The organism is Streptomyces sp. NPDC038135 (assembly GCF_055601245.1).
In genome coordinates this window covers 454,335-468,146 of sequence record NZ_JBVJXS010000005.1, presented here as the reverse complement: position 1 = coordinate 468,146, position 13,812 = coordinate 454,335, and the positions used below count along the sequence as shown (strand labels likewise).

The 13,812-nt window shown below is 72.0% G+C and carries 15 protein-coding genes; 11 read left to right on the top strand and 4 right to left on the bottom strand.

Going from position 1 to position 13,812, the window contains the following annotated elements:
- Positions 1-329 precede the first annotated feature (329 nt).
- Both ACZ7JA_RS16875 and ACZ7JA_RS16870 read right to left on the bottom strand, forming a co-directional pair.
- On the bottom strand, positions 330-1,649 hold the full coding sequence (locus tag ACZ7JA_RS16875; RefSeq protein WP_351666524.1) for a D-arabinono-1,4-lactone oxidase: 1,320 nt from the start codon (positions 1,647-1,649) through the stop codon (positions 330-332).
- Positions 1,609-2,847, bottom strand: coding sequence for an MFS transporter (locus ACZ7JA_RS16870; RefSeq protein ID WP_470808889.1), 1,239 nt, complete (start codon positions 2,845-2,847; stop codon positions 1,609-1,611). Before ACZ7JA_RS16870 ends, ACZ7JA_RS16875 begins: the two co-directional genes overlap by 41 nt.
- 193 nt (positions 2,848-3,040) lie before the next feature.
- Here ACZ7JA_RS16870 and ACZ7JA_RS16865 point away from each other — a divergent pair, with 193 nt between their 5' ends.
- Together ACZ7JA_RS16865 and ACZ7JA_RS16860 are read left to right on the top strand one after the other, a co-directional pair.
- Positions 3,041-4,168 carry a ferrochelatase gene (locus ACZ7JA_RS16865; RefSeq protein ID WP_351666528.1) on the top strand — a complete coding sequence of 376 codons (1,128 nt, stop codon included), beginning with the start codon at positions 3,041-3,043 and terminating at the stop codon, positions 4,166-4,168.
- Positions 4,169-4,176: 8 nt separating this feature from the next.
- Positions 4,177-4,992: an inositol monophosphatase family protein gene (locus ACZ7JA_RS16860; protein ID WP_351666530.1), complete on the top strand. Its 816-nt coding sequence runs from the start codon at positions 4,177-4,179 to the stop codon at positions 4,990-4,992.
- Between the two features lie 94 nt (positions 4,993-5,086).
- On the opposite strand, the gene ACZ7JA_RS16855 is transcribed toward ACZ7JA_RS16860, so the two are convergent.
- The gene (locus ACZ7JA_RS16855; protein WP_351666531.1) at positions 5,087-5,263 is read right to left on the bottom strand and encodes a hypothetical protein; all 177 of its coding nucleotides are present in this window, start codon (positions 5,261-5,263) and stop codon (positions 5,087-5,089) included.
- A 434-nt stretch (positions 5,264-5,697) separates the two neighbouring features.
- Here ACZ7JA_RS16855 and ACZ7JA_RS16850 point away from each other — a divergent pair, with 434 nt between their 5' ends.
- The 4 genes from ACZ7JA_RS16850 to ACZ7JA_RS16835 all read left to right on the top strand — a co-directional run bounded on the left by ACZ7JA_RS16850 (position 5,698) and on the right by ACZ7JA_RS16835 (position 9,223).
- Positions 5,698-6,351, top strand: a complete 654-nt coding sequence (locus ACZ7JA_RS16850; protein WP_010353034.1) for a response regulator transcription factor — start codon at positions 5,698-5,700, stop codon at positions 6,349-6,351.
- A gap of 6 nt (positions 6,352-6,357) precedes the next feature.
- Positions 6,358-7,602 carry a sensor histidine kinase gene (locus ACZ7JA_RS16845; RefSeq protein ID WP_351666533.1) on the top strand — a complete coding sequence of 415 codons (1,245 nt, stop codon included), beginning with the start codon at positions 6,358-6,360 and terminating at the stop codon, positions 7,600-7,602.
- Between the two features lie 393 nt (positions 7,603-7,995).
- Positions 7,996-8,292 carry a DUF4193 domain-containing protein gene (locus ACZ7JA_RS16840; protein ID WP_005481602.1) on the top strand — a complete coding sequence of 99 codons (297 nt, stop codon included), beginning with the start codon at positions 7,996-7,998 and terminating at the stop codon, positions 8,290-8,292.
- Between the two features lie 13 nt (positions 8,293-8,305).
- Positions 8,306-9,223, top strand: a complete 918-nt coding sequence (locus tag ACZ7JA_RS16835; protein ID WP_351666535.1) for a hypothetical protein — start codon at positions 8,306-8,308, stop codon at positions 9,221-9,223.
- 13 nt (positions 9,224-9,236) lie between these two features.
- On the opposite strand, the gene ACZ7JA_RS16830 is transcribed toward ACZ7JA_RS16835, so the two are convergent.
- Complete coding sequence (locus ACZ7JA_RS16830) at positions 9,237-9,701, bottom strand: DUF3093 domain-containing protein (protein WP_351666537.1); 465 nt, start codon at positions 9,699-9,701, stop codon at positions 9,237-9,239.
- A gap of 57 nt (positions 9,702-9,758) precedes the next feature.
- Here ACZ7JA_RS16830 and ACZ7JA_RS16825 point away from each other — a divergent pair, with 57 nt between their 5' ends.
- From ACZ7JA_RS16825 to ACZ7JA_RS16805, 5 genes are all read left to right on the top strand, one after another.
- Complete coding sequence (locus tag ACZ7JA_RS16825) at positions 9,759-10,343, top strand: PaaI family thioesterase (protein WP_389305747.1); 585 nt, start codon at positions 9,759-9,761, stop codon at positions 10,341-10,343.
- On the top strand, positions 10,340-10,891 hold the full coding sequence (dut, locus tag ACZ7JA_RS16820; RefSeq protein ID WP_351666540.1) for a dUTP diphosphatase: 552 nt from the start codon (positions 10,340-10,342) through the stop codon (positions 10,889-10,891). Before ACZ7JA_RS16825 ends, dut begins: the two co-directional genes overlap by 4 nt.
- Before the next feature lies 1 nt (position 10,892).
- Positions 10,893-11,654, top strand: a complete 762-nt coding sequence (locus ACZ7JA_RS16815; RefSeq protein ID WP_199212324.1) for a DUF3710 domain-containing protein — start codon at positions 10,893-10,895, stop codon at positions 11,652-11,654.
- A gap of 134 nt (positions 11,655-11,788) precedes the next feature.
- Positions 11,789-12,973, top strand: a complete 1,185-nt coding sequence (locus ACZ7JA_RS16810; protein ID WP_470808884.1) for an alginate lyase family protein — start codon at positions 11,789-11,791, stop codon at positions 12,971-12,973.
- A 79-nt stretch (positions 12,974-13,052) separates the two neighbouring features.
- A complete protein-coding gene (locus ACZ7JA_RS16805) occupies positions 13,053-13,745 on the top strand; it encodes an ABC transporter ATP-binding protein (RefSeq protein ID WP_351666545.1) in 693 nt (230 codons plus the stop codon).
- Positions 13,746-13,812 lie beyond the last annotated feature (67 nt).

Genomic DNA, 13,812 nt, shown 5'->3' with positions numbered 1-13,812 from the left:
GTGCAGCCTGCCACAACCTTGCCGAGTTGCCCGGCGTGTCGGGCATGGGCCCTGGGCCGCCGTTATGGCACGGTTACCTGTTCGCAACGCTAAGTGACCAACTCCGTCACCCTGTGCAACTGGCCCCCTCCCGGCGGTCCTGCGAGGTCGCGGACAGCCTGGTGGGAGACCGGACCCAGGGCTCGCAACAGTACTCCATTTGGACCATGTGCGTGGATGGGCGCGCCGCCCAACTTCTCGCAAGGGGTGCTACTTGGCCGTTCGTCACCGGGTTGTGGCGATCTTGGAGGTGGCGAACCTCACGTAATCCCCGGAAACGGAACTAATCGCTACGCCCCCAGAATCCTCCGCAAGTAGTCGTTCTGGAACAGGCGTTCCGGGTCGAGCCGGTCGCGCAGCGCCGTGAACTCGGCGAAGCGCGGGTACACCCCGGAGAGGTACGCCGCGTCCCGCGTGTGCAGCTTCCCCCAGTGCGGCCGGCCCTCGTGCGCGGTGAAGATGCGCTCGGCGGCGGTGAAGTAGGCGTGGTACGGCGTGCCGCGGAACATGTGCACCGCGATGTACGCGGTGTCCCGGCCGGAGGCGGTGGACAGGGTGATGTCGTCGGCCGGGGCGGTGCGCACCTCGACCGGGAAGCTGACGCGCAGTCCGGAGCGGTCCACCATGGCCTTCAGCTCGCGCAGCGCGTCCACCAGGGCCGCGCGCGGGACGGCGTACTCCATCTCCAGGAAGCGCACCCGGCGCGGCGAGGTGAACACCTCGTACGGGATGTCCGTGTACGTCCGCGCGGACAGCGCCCTGCTGGAGATCCGCGCGATCGCCGGGACGGACGCCGGCGCCGCGCGCCCGACCCACTGGGCCACCTGGAAGACGCCGTTGGAGAGGAACTCGTCCTCGAACCAGCCGGACAGCCGCCCCACCGGCTGCTCCGGGCCCGCACTGCGGTTGTTGCGCTTGGTGTTGGTGTTCCCGGTGTGCGGGAACCAGTAGAACTCGAAGTGCTCGTTCTCCGCCCACAGTTGATCGAACTCGGCGGTCACCCGGTCGAAGGGCATCGGCTCCTCGCGCGCGGTGAGCAGGAACAGCGGCTCCACGGCGAAGGTGATCGCCGTGACGACGCCCAGGGCGCCCAGGCCTATGCGGGCGGCCGCGAAGACCTCCGGGTTCTCCTCCTGCGAGCAGGTGAGCACCGAGCCGTCGGCCGTCACCAGCTCAAGGCCCCTGATCTGGGCGGCGATCGAGCCCGACTCGCGGCCGGTGCCGTGGGTGCCGGTGCTGGTCGCGCCGGAGACCGTCTGCTCCATGATGTCGCCCATGTTGGTGAGCGACAGCCCCTCGCGCGCCAGCGCCGCGTTGAGCCTCTTGAGCGGCGTGCCCGCCTCCACCGTGACGGTCATGGCCTCCCGGTCGACGCCGCGTATGCCGGTCAGCAGCTGCGGACGGATCAGCACACCGTCCGTGGCGGCTATGGACGTGAAGGAGTGCCCGGTGCCGACCGCCTTCACCTTCAGGCCGTCCTCGGCCGCCCGGCGCACCTCCGCGGCCAGCTCCTCCACCGAGGCCGGCGCGACCTCGCGCGCGGGGCGGGCGGAGACGTTGCCGCCCCAGTTACGCCAGGTGCTGTTCCTCGCGCTCGACGTGGTGCTCAACGATGCCTCCCCGACCCGCGGCCGGCCTGCGGAGCCGGCGGTACCCGAGGAAACCGACCGTGACCGCGACGGCTCCGGACACGGCCGGAACCCCGTACCCGGCGCGCGCCCCGGCTGCGTCGATCACCCAGCCGGCGACGGAGGAGCCGAGCGCGACTCCGACCGCGAGGCCGGTGCTCACCCAGGTCATGCCCTCGGTGAGCTGCGCGCGAGGTACGTGCTCTTCGATGAGGGACATCGTCGTGATCATCGTCGGCGCGATGGCCAGCCCCGCAACGAACAGCGCCACGGCCAGAAGCGGCAGGTTTCCGACCAGTAGGAGGGGGATCATACTCACGGCCATGGCCGACACGTCCAGGAGCCAGCGGCGTTCCGGCGCCCCGGCGAACCGCATCAGACCGAAGACCACCCCGGCCGTGCAGGATCCGGCGGCGTACAGCGCGAGGACCACGCTCGCGGCGGCCTTGTGACCGCGCTCCTCGGCGAAGGCCACGGTGACCACGTCGACCGCCCCGAAGATCGTGCCGGTGGCCGCGAAGGTGGCGACCAGCACCTGGAGTCCCGGCGAGCGCAGCGGGCTGCCGCCCCCCTTGCGCTCCCGCGGGTGCGGCCGCGGCTCGGTGGCGTGCTGGGACGTCAGCCAGAAGACGCCGGCGGCCAGGAAGCACGCGGCCAGCAGGGGGCCCGCCTCCGGGAACCAGGCCGTGGACAGTCCGATGGAGATGATCGGCCCGAAGATGAAGCAGACCTCGTCCACCACCGACTCGAAGGAGTAGGCGGTGTGCAGCTTCGGCGTCCCCCGGTACAGCGCCGCCCAGCGGGCCCGGATCATCGCGCCCAGGCTCGGCACCGAGCCGATCCCGGCCGCGCAGACGAACAGCGTCCAGTCCGGTCCGCCGAGGGACGCGGTCAGCAGCAGCCCGGCGGCCGCCGTGAGCGCGACCAGGGTCGCCGGGCGCAGCACCCGGCGCTGCCCGTGCCGGTCCACCATCCGGGATATCCGCGGTCCGACGGCGGCGGCGGACAGCGCGATGGTGGCGGACAGCGCGCCGGCCAGGCCGTAGCGGCCGGTGAGCTGCGAGATCATCGTGACCACGCCGATGCCCATCATGGACAGCGGCATCCGGCCGACGAACCCCGCGGCGGAGAAGGCCTTCGTGCCGGGCTCGGCGAACAGGGCGCGGTAGGGGCTGGGCACGTGGACTCCGGGGCGGCTCGTAAGGCGCGAATGCGATTGGTACAGCTTACGAGTTAGGTCGCCCTAAGTGCACCCCCGAAACCGCTCGGGGACGCCACGGGAAGCAGCCGGATAATCACCGCGAAACCATCACGAACACGACTCTTCACCCCGCTGTTCCTCCGCCGTCGGTGCCGGGTGGCAGGATCGAGTCATGCCAGACGCGCTCGATCCCACCCCGTACGACGCCCTGCTCCTGCTCTCCTTCGGCGGCCCCGAAGGACCCGACGACGTGGTCCCGTTCCTGGAGAACGTCACGCGCGGGCGCGGCATCCCCAAGGAACGCCTGAAGGAGGTCGGGCAGCACTACTTCCTGTTCGGCGGGGTGAGCCCCATCAACGACCAGAACCGCGCCCTGCTGAAGGCGCTGCGCGAGGACTTCGCCGAGCACGGCCTCGACCTGCCGGTCTACTGGGGCAACCGCAACTGGGCGCCGTACCTGACCGACACCCTGCGCGAGATGGCCGCCGACGGCCGGCGCCGCGTCCTGGTGCTCGCGACCAGCGCCTACGCCTCCTACTCGGGCTGCCGCCAGTACCGCGAGAACCTGGCCGACGCCCTGGCCGCCCTCCAGGAGGAGGGCGTGCGGCCGCCGAAGGTCGACAAGCTGCGGCACTACTTCAACCACCCGGGCTTCGTCGAGCCCATGGTCGACGGAGTGCTGCGCTCCCTCGCGGACCTCCCCGACGACGTGCGCGACGGCGCCCACATCGCCTTCACCACGCACTCCATCCCCACCTCCGCCGCCGACACCTCCGGCCCTGCCGAGGCCCACGGAGAGGGCGGGGCCTACGTCGAGCAGCACCTTGACGTGGCCCAGCTGATCGCCGACGCCGTCCGCGAGCGCACCGGCGTCGACCACCCCTGGCGGCTCGTCTACCAGTCCCGCTCCGGCGCCCCGCACATCCCGTGGCTGGAGCCGGACATCTGCGACCACCTCGAGGAGCGGCACGCCGCCGGCGTCCCGGCCGTCGTCATGGCGCCCATCGGCTTCGTCTCCGACCACATGGAGGTCATGTACGACCTCGACACCGAGGCCACGGCCAAGGCCGGGGAGCTGGGCCTGCCGGTGCGCCGCTCGGCCACCGTGGGCGCCGACCCGCGGTTCGCGGCGGCCGTCCGCGAGCTGGTCCTGGAGCGGTCCGCGGCGGAGCGCGGGCAGCAGGTCACGCGGTGCGCCCTGGGCGCGCTCGGCCCCAGCCACGACCTGTGCCCCGTCGGCTGCTGCCCGGCCCGCGCCCCGAAGCCGGCCGCCGCCGGCGCCGACAGCCCCTTCGCATGAGGAGCCCCGTGACCGACGCCCTCCACCGGGAACTGCTCGAACTGGCCCAGGAGGCCGCCCGCCGGGCCGGTGAGCTGCTGCGCGACGGCCGGCCGGCCGATCTGGCCGTGGCCAGGACCAAGTCGAGCCCGATCGACGTCGTCACCGAGATGGACATCGCCGCCGAGAAGCTGATCACCGACCTGATCTCCGGCCGGCGGCCCGAGGACGGCTTCCTCGGCGAGGAGGGCGCCTCCGTCGAGGGCACCAGCGGCATCCGCTGGGTGATCGACCCGCTCGACGGCACGGTCAACTACCTCTACGGCCTGCCGACCTGGGCCGTGTCCGTCGCGGCCGAGCAGGACGGCGAGACCGTCGTCGGCGTGGTCGCGGCGCCGATGCGCGGCGAGACGTACCACGCGGTACGCGGCGGCGGGGCCTGGGCCACGGGCGCGTGGGAGGGCGAACGGGCGCTGGCCTGCCGCCCGGCGCCCCCGCTGGACCAGGCGCTGGTCTCCACCGGCTTCAACTACGTCGCCCGGGTCCGCACCCACCAGGCCGAGGTGGCCGCCCGGCTCATCCCGCTGCTGCGGGACATCCGGCGCGGCGGCTCGGCCGCGGTCGACCTGTGCGACCTGGCCTGCGGCCGGCTCGACGGCTACTACGAGCGCGGGCTGCACGCCTGGGACGTGGCGGCGGGGGACCTGATCGCCCGGGAGGCGGGCGCGCTGACCGGTGGACGCCCCGGAGAGCGCCCCACGGGCGATCTGACGGTCGCGGGCGCCCCGGGCGTCTTCGAGCCCCTCCAGCGGCTGCTGGAGGACTTCGGCGCCTGGCACGACTAGTCCGCCTCCGGGCGGGCAGGCGAGGCACAGGGTGCTGGACGAACGGGACCCCCGGCGCTGGATTCGCCGGGGGTCCCGTTCCTGCACTGCGGGCCTAACAGACGCGTGACGCGGCGACCTCCACACCGTGGTCGGCGGCGAGGCGGCGCAGGTCGTCGAGCTCAGCCTGCTCCACCTCGACAAGGAAGTCGTCGCCCTCGTCACGAGCCCGCGACAGATCGGACTCGGTCGCCTTTATGCGCTGCAGAAGTCCTGCGGTGAATGCGTCCATGCTGCGCCCCCTCGTCCTGGGTCGTGGGTCGGGTGGCACGGGGGTGTGCCGTTCGGAGGAAAACGATCACGTCTGCCGCGGGTGCCCAGCGCAGCCCGGCCGGGCGGCGACGGTGCCGGACACCCACGCCAACTCTGCGGATGCGGAGACGGATCGCTGTGTACCGCATGGTGCTGCGGCACATGCAGAGCGTGATCGCGGGGTGTACATGCCGTCCTCCCCCCGCTCTCCGCGCGGGAAACCTCAACCGCCGGAGAAAATCTCGCCCGGCCGCCCCGCGACCCCGGTCCCTGCGGTCCCGGATCCCGCCGGGACCCCGTCTTACAGCCGACTTACGGCCGAAAAGGGCAGGATGGGGGTCACATCCCACGGACACCCCTGCCCGCGCGCGCCTCACCGCGCGCTACGCGGGTGGACACAGGAAGGACAGCGACGTGCGCGTACTCGTCGTCGAGGACGAGCAACTGCTCGCCGATGCGGTGGCCACCGGACTGCGCCGGGAGGCCATGGCCGTCGACGTCGTGTACGACGGTGCGGCCGCCCTGGAGCGCATCGGCGTCAACGACTACGACGTGGTCGTCCTCGACCGCGACCTCCCGCTCGTGCACGGCGACGACGTGTGCCGCAAGATCGTGGAGCTGGGCATGCCCACGCGCGTGCTCATGCTCACCGCCTCCGGCGACGTCAGCGACCGGGTCGAGGGCCTGGAGATCGGCGCCGACGACTACCTCCCCAAGCCGTTCGCGTTCAGCGAGCTGATCGCGCGCGTGCGGGCCCTCGGGCGCCGTACCAGCGTGCCGCTGCCGCCGGTCCTGGAGCGGGCCGGCATCAAGCTCGACCCCAACCGCCGCGAGGTCTTCCGCGACGGCAGGGAGGTCCAGCTCGCGCCCAAGGAGTTCGCGGTCCTCGAGGTCCTGATGCGCAGCGAGGGCGCGGTGGTCTCGGCCGAGCAGCTCCTGGAGAAGGCCTGGGACGAGAACACCGACCCGTTCACCAACGTCGTGCGCGTGACCGTCATGACGCTGCGCCGCAAGCTCGGCGAGCCGCCGGTGATCGTCACCGTCCCCGGCTCCGGCTACCGGATCTGATCCGCCGTGGCCACGACACCCGCGCCCCCGCAGGCGCCCCCGAAGCCCACCTGGGACCCCCGCAGGCCGCAGCCCCCCTTCCCATGGCTGCGCCCGACCATCCGGATACGCCTCACCCTGCTGTACGGCGGCATGTTCCTGATCGCCGGCATCCTGCTGCTGTCGATCATCTACCTGCTGGCCGCGCAGGCCATCACCAACGGCAACGCCCCGCTCTTCAAGATCGTCAGCTTCCAGGAGCTGAAGGTCTCCAGCGACAACTGCCCCGCGATCACCAACCAGGTCCCGCTCGCCGACTTCAACGACGCGATCAGCCGGTGCGCCGACCACCAGCGCCAGGCGGCCCTGGACAACCTCCTCAGCCGCTCGCTGCTGGCCCTGCTGGGCCTGGCCGTGATCGCCTTCGCGTTCGGCTACGCGATGGCGGGCCGCGTGCTGTCCCCGCTCGGCCGGATCACCCGCACCGCGCGCCAGGTGGCCGGCTCGGACCTGTCCCGGCGGATCGAGCTGGACGGCCCGGACGACGAGCTGAAGGAGCTGGCGGACACCTTCGACGAGATGCTGGAACGCCTGGAGCGGGCCTTCACCGCCCAGCAGCGCTTCGTCGGCAACGCCTCCCACGAGCTGCGCACCCCGCTCGCGATCAACCGCACGCTCCTCGAGGTGCACCTGTCGGACCCGAACGCGCCGGTGGAGCTGCAGCAGCTCGGCAAGACGCTGCTGGCCACCAACGAGCGCAGCGAGCAGCTCGTGGAGGGCCTGCTGCTGCTCGCCCGCAGCGACAACCAGATCGTCGAGCGCAAGCCGGTCGACCTGGCCGAGGTGGCCGGCCAGGCCGTCGACCAGGTGCACGCCGAGGCCGAGGCCAAGGGCGTCGCCCTGCGCGGCGAGCGCAAGCCCGCGGTGGTGCAGGGCAACGGCGTCCTGCTGGAGCGGATCGCGCTGAACCTCCTCCAGAACGCGGTGCGCTACAACGTGGCCGAGAACGGCTGGGTCGAGGTGACCACCGAGGTGCAGCACGGGCAGGCTGTGCTGACCGTCTCGAACACCGGCCCGGTGGTGCCGGCGTACGAGATCGACAACCTCTTCGAGCCGTTCAGACGGCTGCGCACGGAGCGTACGGGCAGCGACAAGGGCGTGGGTCTCGGCCTGTCCATCGTCAGATCCGTGGCCCGGGCGCACGGCGGCCACATCGTGGCGACGCCGCGCGAGGGGGGAGGCCTGGTGATGCGGGTCACGCTGCCGCTGTGACCAGGATCCGACACACGCGAGGCCTGTTCGCTTCACGCGGAATTTCCAGGGCCCCGTCAGCGGTTGATCCTGTGTGATCGATCACATGGACGGATTTCCGGCCATGTACTCCGCGTGATCATGACACGGGGCGGAAAGCCGGGAAAATCCCAGTTTTCAGGGCTCTAGATCACGGGAAGTACACGGTGAGGCGCCTTTGAGGCGCGGCATTCGAACCGTGTACGGTCCTCACCGCCATCCAAGCCGATCACTCACGAGCGGCCGGCTTGGATGTCGATTGAGTAACAGACCTTGATGTGAGGCAAAATCTCCGCCTCAGGTCGGGCACAAGTCCGGCCTCTCACGCGTTACGTGCGCTGAAGACACCGCAGACACCCAGAGGGGGAGAGCGACATGGCAACCGATTACGACACTCCACGCAAGACCGACGACGACGTCGACTCGGACAGCCTTGAAGAGCTGAAGGCCCGCCGGAACGACAAGTCCACCTCCGCGGTGGACGTCGACGAGTTCGAGGCCGCCGAAGGCCTGGAACTGCCGGGCGCCGACCTCTCGAACGAGGAACTGGCCGTCCGCGTGCTGCCCAAGCAGCAGGACGAGTTCACCTGCATGAGCTGCTTCCTGGTGCACCACCGCAGCCAGCTGGCCCGCGAGAAGAACGGCCAGCCGATCTGCCGCGACTGCGACTGAGGACGGGTCGGCCGTGACTGGCTCGACCCCTCCGCGGAAGCGCCGCTTCTCCCTGCGGGGAGCGGACAAGGGGCCGCACGGCGGCCCGCACGGTGCGCGTGACGACGAGCGGGGCTCAGCCTCGGCGGGAGCCTCGCTCGAACCGGCGTCCGGCCGGGACGACCACCCGACGGCGCCGGAGCCGCAGCCCCTCGCCAGGCGACGGGCCGCGGTGGTCCGTGACAAGGCCCGGCACCTGGCCCAGGAAGGGGCCCGCAGGGGCGGCAGCCGAGCCCGCGCGGGGCTGGCGTACGTCGCGGACCGGATCCTCGAGATCGCCCCGCGTGTGCCCGTACGCGACCTCGCGACCCTGCGCCGCCAGTTCCCCGGCCTCGGGCCCGAGGAACTCGCCGACAAGCTGGTGGCGGGCGCGGCGGCCGGCACCTCCACGGTCGGCGCCGGTATCGGGGCGGCGGCGATGCTCCCGGTGCCACCGGCCATGCCGACCGAACTGGCGACCGAGATCACCGGGGTCGCCGCGATCGAGCTCAAGCTCATCGCCGAACTGCACGAGGTCTACGGCGTACGTCCGCCGGGGAACCTCCGGGCCCGCAGCACCGCCTACCTGTCCTCCTGGACGGGGGAGCGCGGCATCAAGGTGACCCAGCCGGCCACCGTCGACGCGGCCCTCGGCGGCCGGATGAAGCGCGAACTGCGCCAGCAGATCATGAAGCGCACGCTCCGGGACCTGCCGAACCTGATGCCGTTCATGGTGGGCGCCGCGGTGGGCGCGGTCATGAACCGCCGGGACACCAGAAGACTCGCCGCACGGATCCGCGCGGACCTGCGCAAGGTCCAGGTGCCGTGGGACGAGCTGTCCGAGCTGCCGCCGCTCGACGAACCCGAGCACCCCATCCGGCTCGGCGAGCTGCCCGGGGAGCCCGGGGACTGACGGGCCCGGGGCGCTACGCCGCCGTCCCCCGGGCCGCCTCGATCGCGGCCGCCAGCCGCTCCGGCTCCCGCGTCGACAGGTACAGGTACGGCGTCGGGTCCTGCGGGTCCGTGACCTCCACCCGCAGCGCCGTGGGGATGTAGGCGCGCAGCAGCAGGAAGGCGCGGGTGTCGGCCTTGTACGTGCGCCAGGCGCGGGCCTCCTCGCGGTCGAGGACCTCCGAGTCGCCGAGCGCCGACACCGGTACCCGGGCCTCGCCGGCGATCAGCGAGTCGCCCACCACCCGGATCCGCGGGGAGCCGTACGCGCTGGCCATCACGGCCGCGACGGCCGTGCCCCCGACCAGGCCGCCGAGCAGCGGCACGGTCCCGAACGGCAGCAGGATCAGGGCGAACGAGACGCCCACGAGGAAGCTGATCAGCCACCACGAGCGGGGGGCGGTGAGGCGTTCTTCGTAAGGGGTGGCGGAGAGCTGCATGAAGCCAGCTTGGCACGGTGTCGGAACAACGCCGACGCGCGGGTAAGGTCTGCGCCTGTGAGTGGTAGTTCCGCGGCTCTTCAGCCCCCCGCCGACGCGGCGAAACCCGTACGGCACCCCGACGCCCCCGCGCCCGGCGAGCTCCTCGGCGCCCATTACGAACACTGCTTCGGGTGCGGCGGCGGGCAGCCGCACGGGCTGCACCTGGAGGCGCGCGCCGGTGAGGGCGTCTCGCTGACCGCCGAGTTCACCGTGCAGCCCGCCCATCAGGGCGCCCCGGGGCTCGCGCACGGCGGTCTGCTGGCCACCGCCCTCGACGAGACGCTCGGCTCGCTGAACTGGCTGCTGCGCACCATCGCGGTCACCGGACGGCTGGAGACCGACTTCGTGCGGCCGGTTCCGGTGGGCACCACGCTGCATCTGCAGGCCGAGGTGGTCGCCGTGGCGGGGCGGAAGATCTACTGCACCGCCACCGGGCGCATCGGGGGCCCCGAGGGGCCCGTCGCCGTCCGTGCCGACGCCCTGTTCATCGAGGTCAAGGTGGACCACTTCATCGACCACGGCCGCACGGAGGAGATCCGCGCCGCCATGGACGACCCGGACCAGGTCCGGCGGGCCCGCGCCTTCGAGGTGAACCCGTGAGCCGCCCCCCGCTGGACGTGCGGGTGCGCCGTGTCGACCCCGACGTACCGCTTCCCGCGTACGAGCACCCGGGCGATGCCGGGGCCGACCTGCGCACCACCGAGGCCCGCGAGCTGGCCCCCGGTGAGCGGGCGGTGCTGCCCACGGGTGTGTCGATCGCCCTGCCCGAGGGGTACGCGGCCTTCGTGCACCCGCGTTCCGGTCTCGCCGCCCGCTGCGGTGTCGCCCTGGTGAATGCCCCGGGGACGGTCGATGCCGGGTACCGTGGGGAGATCAAGGTGATCGTGGTGAATCTCGACCCGCGCGAGACGGTGCGGTTCGAGCGCTTCGACCGGATTGCCCAACTGGTCGTCCAGCAGGTCGAGAGGGTCCGCTTCCAGGAGGTGGCGGAACTTCCCGGCTCGGCGCGGGCCGAGGGGGGCTTCGGGTCCACCGGTGGCCATGCCGCGGTGGGCGACGAGAGCGGCACAAGCGGTCAGGCCGCCGTGCGTGGCCTGGCGGGTGGGAATCGATACGCTTCGGTCGTATCCGACCGGGAAGGACAGTGACGTGTTCGGACGTCGCAAGAAGAAGGGTGCCGCCGAGGACGCGGCCGGCGAGGCCGAGCAGGTCGTCGACAGCGTCGACACCGAGGCGGACGAGGAAGAGGCCGAGCGCGAGCGCGTCCGGCTGGAGCCCGAGCCCCGGCCCGACGGGCCGTGGGACAGCAGCGAGGTGCGCGACCCGGCCGAGGGGCGCGTCGACCTCGGCGGTCTGTTCGTGCCGGGCGTCGACGGCATGGAGCTGCGGGTGGAGGTCGCCGGTGACGCGATCGTCGCGGCGACCGTGGTGCTGCGCGACAGCGCCGTCCAGCTCCAGGCCTTCGCCGCGCCCAAGCGCGAGGGCATCTGGGGCGAGGTCCGCGAGGAGATCGCGGGCGGCATCACCCAGCAGGGCGGCATCGTCGACGAGGTCGAGGGCCCGCTCGGCTGGGAGCTGCGCGCCCAGGTGCCGGTCCAGCTGCCGGACGGCACCGGCGGCTTCCAGGTGGTCCGCTTCATCGGCGTGGACGGCCCGCGCTGGTTCCTGCGCGGTGTGATCTCCGGCCAGGGCGCGGTGCAGCCGCAGGCGGCCGGTCTGCTGGAGCAGATCTTCCGGGACACGGTCGTGGTCCGCGGCGAGGGCCCGATGGCGCCCCGCGACCCGATCGTCCTGAAGCTGCCCAACGACGCCCAGATGGTTCCCGAGGGCGTCCAGCAGGAGGAGGGCTCGCGCTTCTCCGGCGGCATGGGCCAGCTCCAGCGCGGACCCGAGATCACCGAGGTCCGGTAACAACAGGACGAAACAGGGCCGTACCCCTCGGGGTGCGGCCCTTTCGCATGCGTGACCCCTTGACGGCCCAATGGTCTGTACCTACGGTCTCCCGGGCCAACGCCTGTTCATGAAGGCGCTCAACGTTCACGTCAATGAACGGAGTCACCGTGCGTCGTACCCCACTGCTCGCCGTCGTGGCCTCCCTGCTGACCGGTGTCCTCGCGGCGCCCGCAGCGCACTCCGCCCCCGCCGCCTTCGCCCACCCCGGAGTCACCGTCTCCCGGAGCCAGCTCGACTTCGCCCGCGCCCAGGTGCAGGCCGGCGCCCAGCCCTGGAAGGGCGCGTACGACCGGATGCTGGCGAGCAAGTACGCCGACCTGAACCGCGTCCCCAAGCCGCGCGCCACCGTCGAGTGCGGCTCCTACTCCAACCCCAACAACGGCTGCACCGACGAGCGCGAGGACGCGATCGCCGCCTACACCGACGCCCTCGCCTGGTACGTCACCCGGGACGCGCGCTACGCCCGTAAGTCCATCGAGATCATGGACGCCTGGTCGGCCACCCTCACCGGCCACACCAACAGCAACGCGCCCCTGCAGACCGGCTGGGCGGGCTCCTCCTGGCCCAAGGCCGCCGAGATCATCAAGTACACGTACACCGGCGGCTGGGCCGGCCAGGACCGCTTCGCCGCCATGCTCCGCGACGTGTACCTGCCCGTGGTGATCAAGGGGTCCAACTCCAACGGCAACTGGGAGCTGTCGATGACGGAGGCCGCCGTCGGCATCTCCGTCTTCCTCGAGGACCGGGCGTCGTACGACACCGCGATGGCCCGGTTCCGCACCCGCGCGGCCGCCTACGTCTACCTCGCCTCCGACGGCGACCTGCCGAAGACCGTGCCCAGCCAGAACCTGAACACCCGCGACAAGATCGTCTCCTACTGGCAGGGCCAGTCCACCTTCGTCACCGGGCTCACCCAGGAGACCTGCCGGGACCTCACCCACACCGGGTACGGCATCTCCGCGATCTCCCACATCGCCGAGACCAGCCGGATCCAGGCGCAGGACCTCTACGGCACCGACGTCGGCGAGCGGCTGCGGCAGGCGCTCGGCTTCCAGGCCAGGTACCAGCTCGGCGCGGCCGTCCCCGACTGGCTGTGCGGCGGCTCCCTCAAGCTCGGCCTCGGCCCCGTCACGGAGGTCGGCTACAACGCCCTGCACAACCGGCGCGGCGTCGCCATGACCAACACCCAGGCCCTGACCCTGGCCAACCGCCCGGCCGGCACGGACAACCTCTTCGTCGCCTGGGAGACCCTCACCCACGGCGACAACCCGAACTGAAACCGTTGAACGGCCGGGCGCCCCGCGGTGATACTGGCGCCCGGCCCATGTGGGCACGGGGGAGCGACGGGGAGGCCGCATGAGCCGGGTGATCACCGAGACCATGGTGCGCGTCGAGGACGTGCACAAGTCCTACGGGCGCGGGGCCGCCGCCGTGCACGCCCTGCGCGGGGTCTCCCTGGAGGTCCCGCGCGGCGAGCTCGTCGCCCTCAAGGGCCGCTCGGGCTCCGGGAAGACCACCTTGCTGAACATCGTCGGCGGACTCGACACCCCCGACCGGGGCCGGGTCGAGGTCGACGGGCGGGACCTGGCCGGGCTCGGCGAGAAAGGGCTGCTGGAGCTGCGGCGGGACCGGATCGGCTTCGTCTTCCAGTCCTTCGGGCTCATCCCGATCCTGACCGCCGCCGAGAACGTCGGCGTACCGCTGCGGCTGCGCCGGGCCGAGCCGCGCGAGCGCGAGGAACGCGTCGAGCTGCTGCTCTCCCTCGTCGGACTCGCCGACCACGCGGCCCAGCGGCCCGGTGAGCTCTCCGGCGGCCAGCAGCAGCGGGTCGCCATCGCCCGCGCCCTCGCCAACCGCCCCGCCCTGCTCATCGCGGACGAGCCGACCGGCCAGCTCGACGCCGAGACCGGGCACGCCGTCATGGAACTGCTGCGGGCCGTCGTCCGCACCGAGCGGGCCACCGCCCTGGTCGCCACGCACGACGCGAACCTGCTGGACCTCGCCGACCGGGTGCTGGAACTGCGCGACGGGGAGATCACCGAGCACTGAGCCCCCGGCCCCGGGCCGGCCCGTCAGGGTTGCGTCAAAGACCCCCCTCGACCCGCCTCTTGTCCCG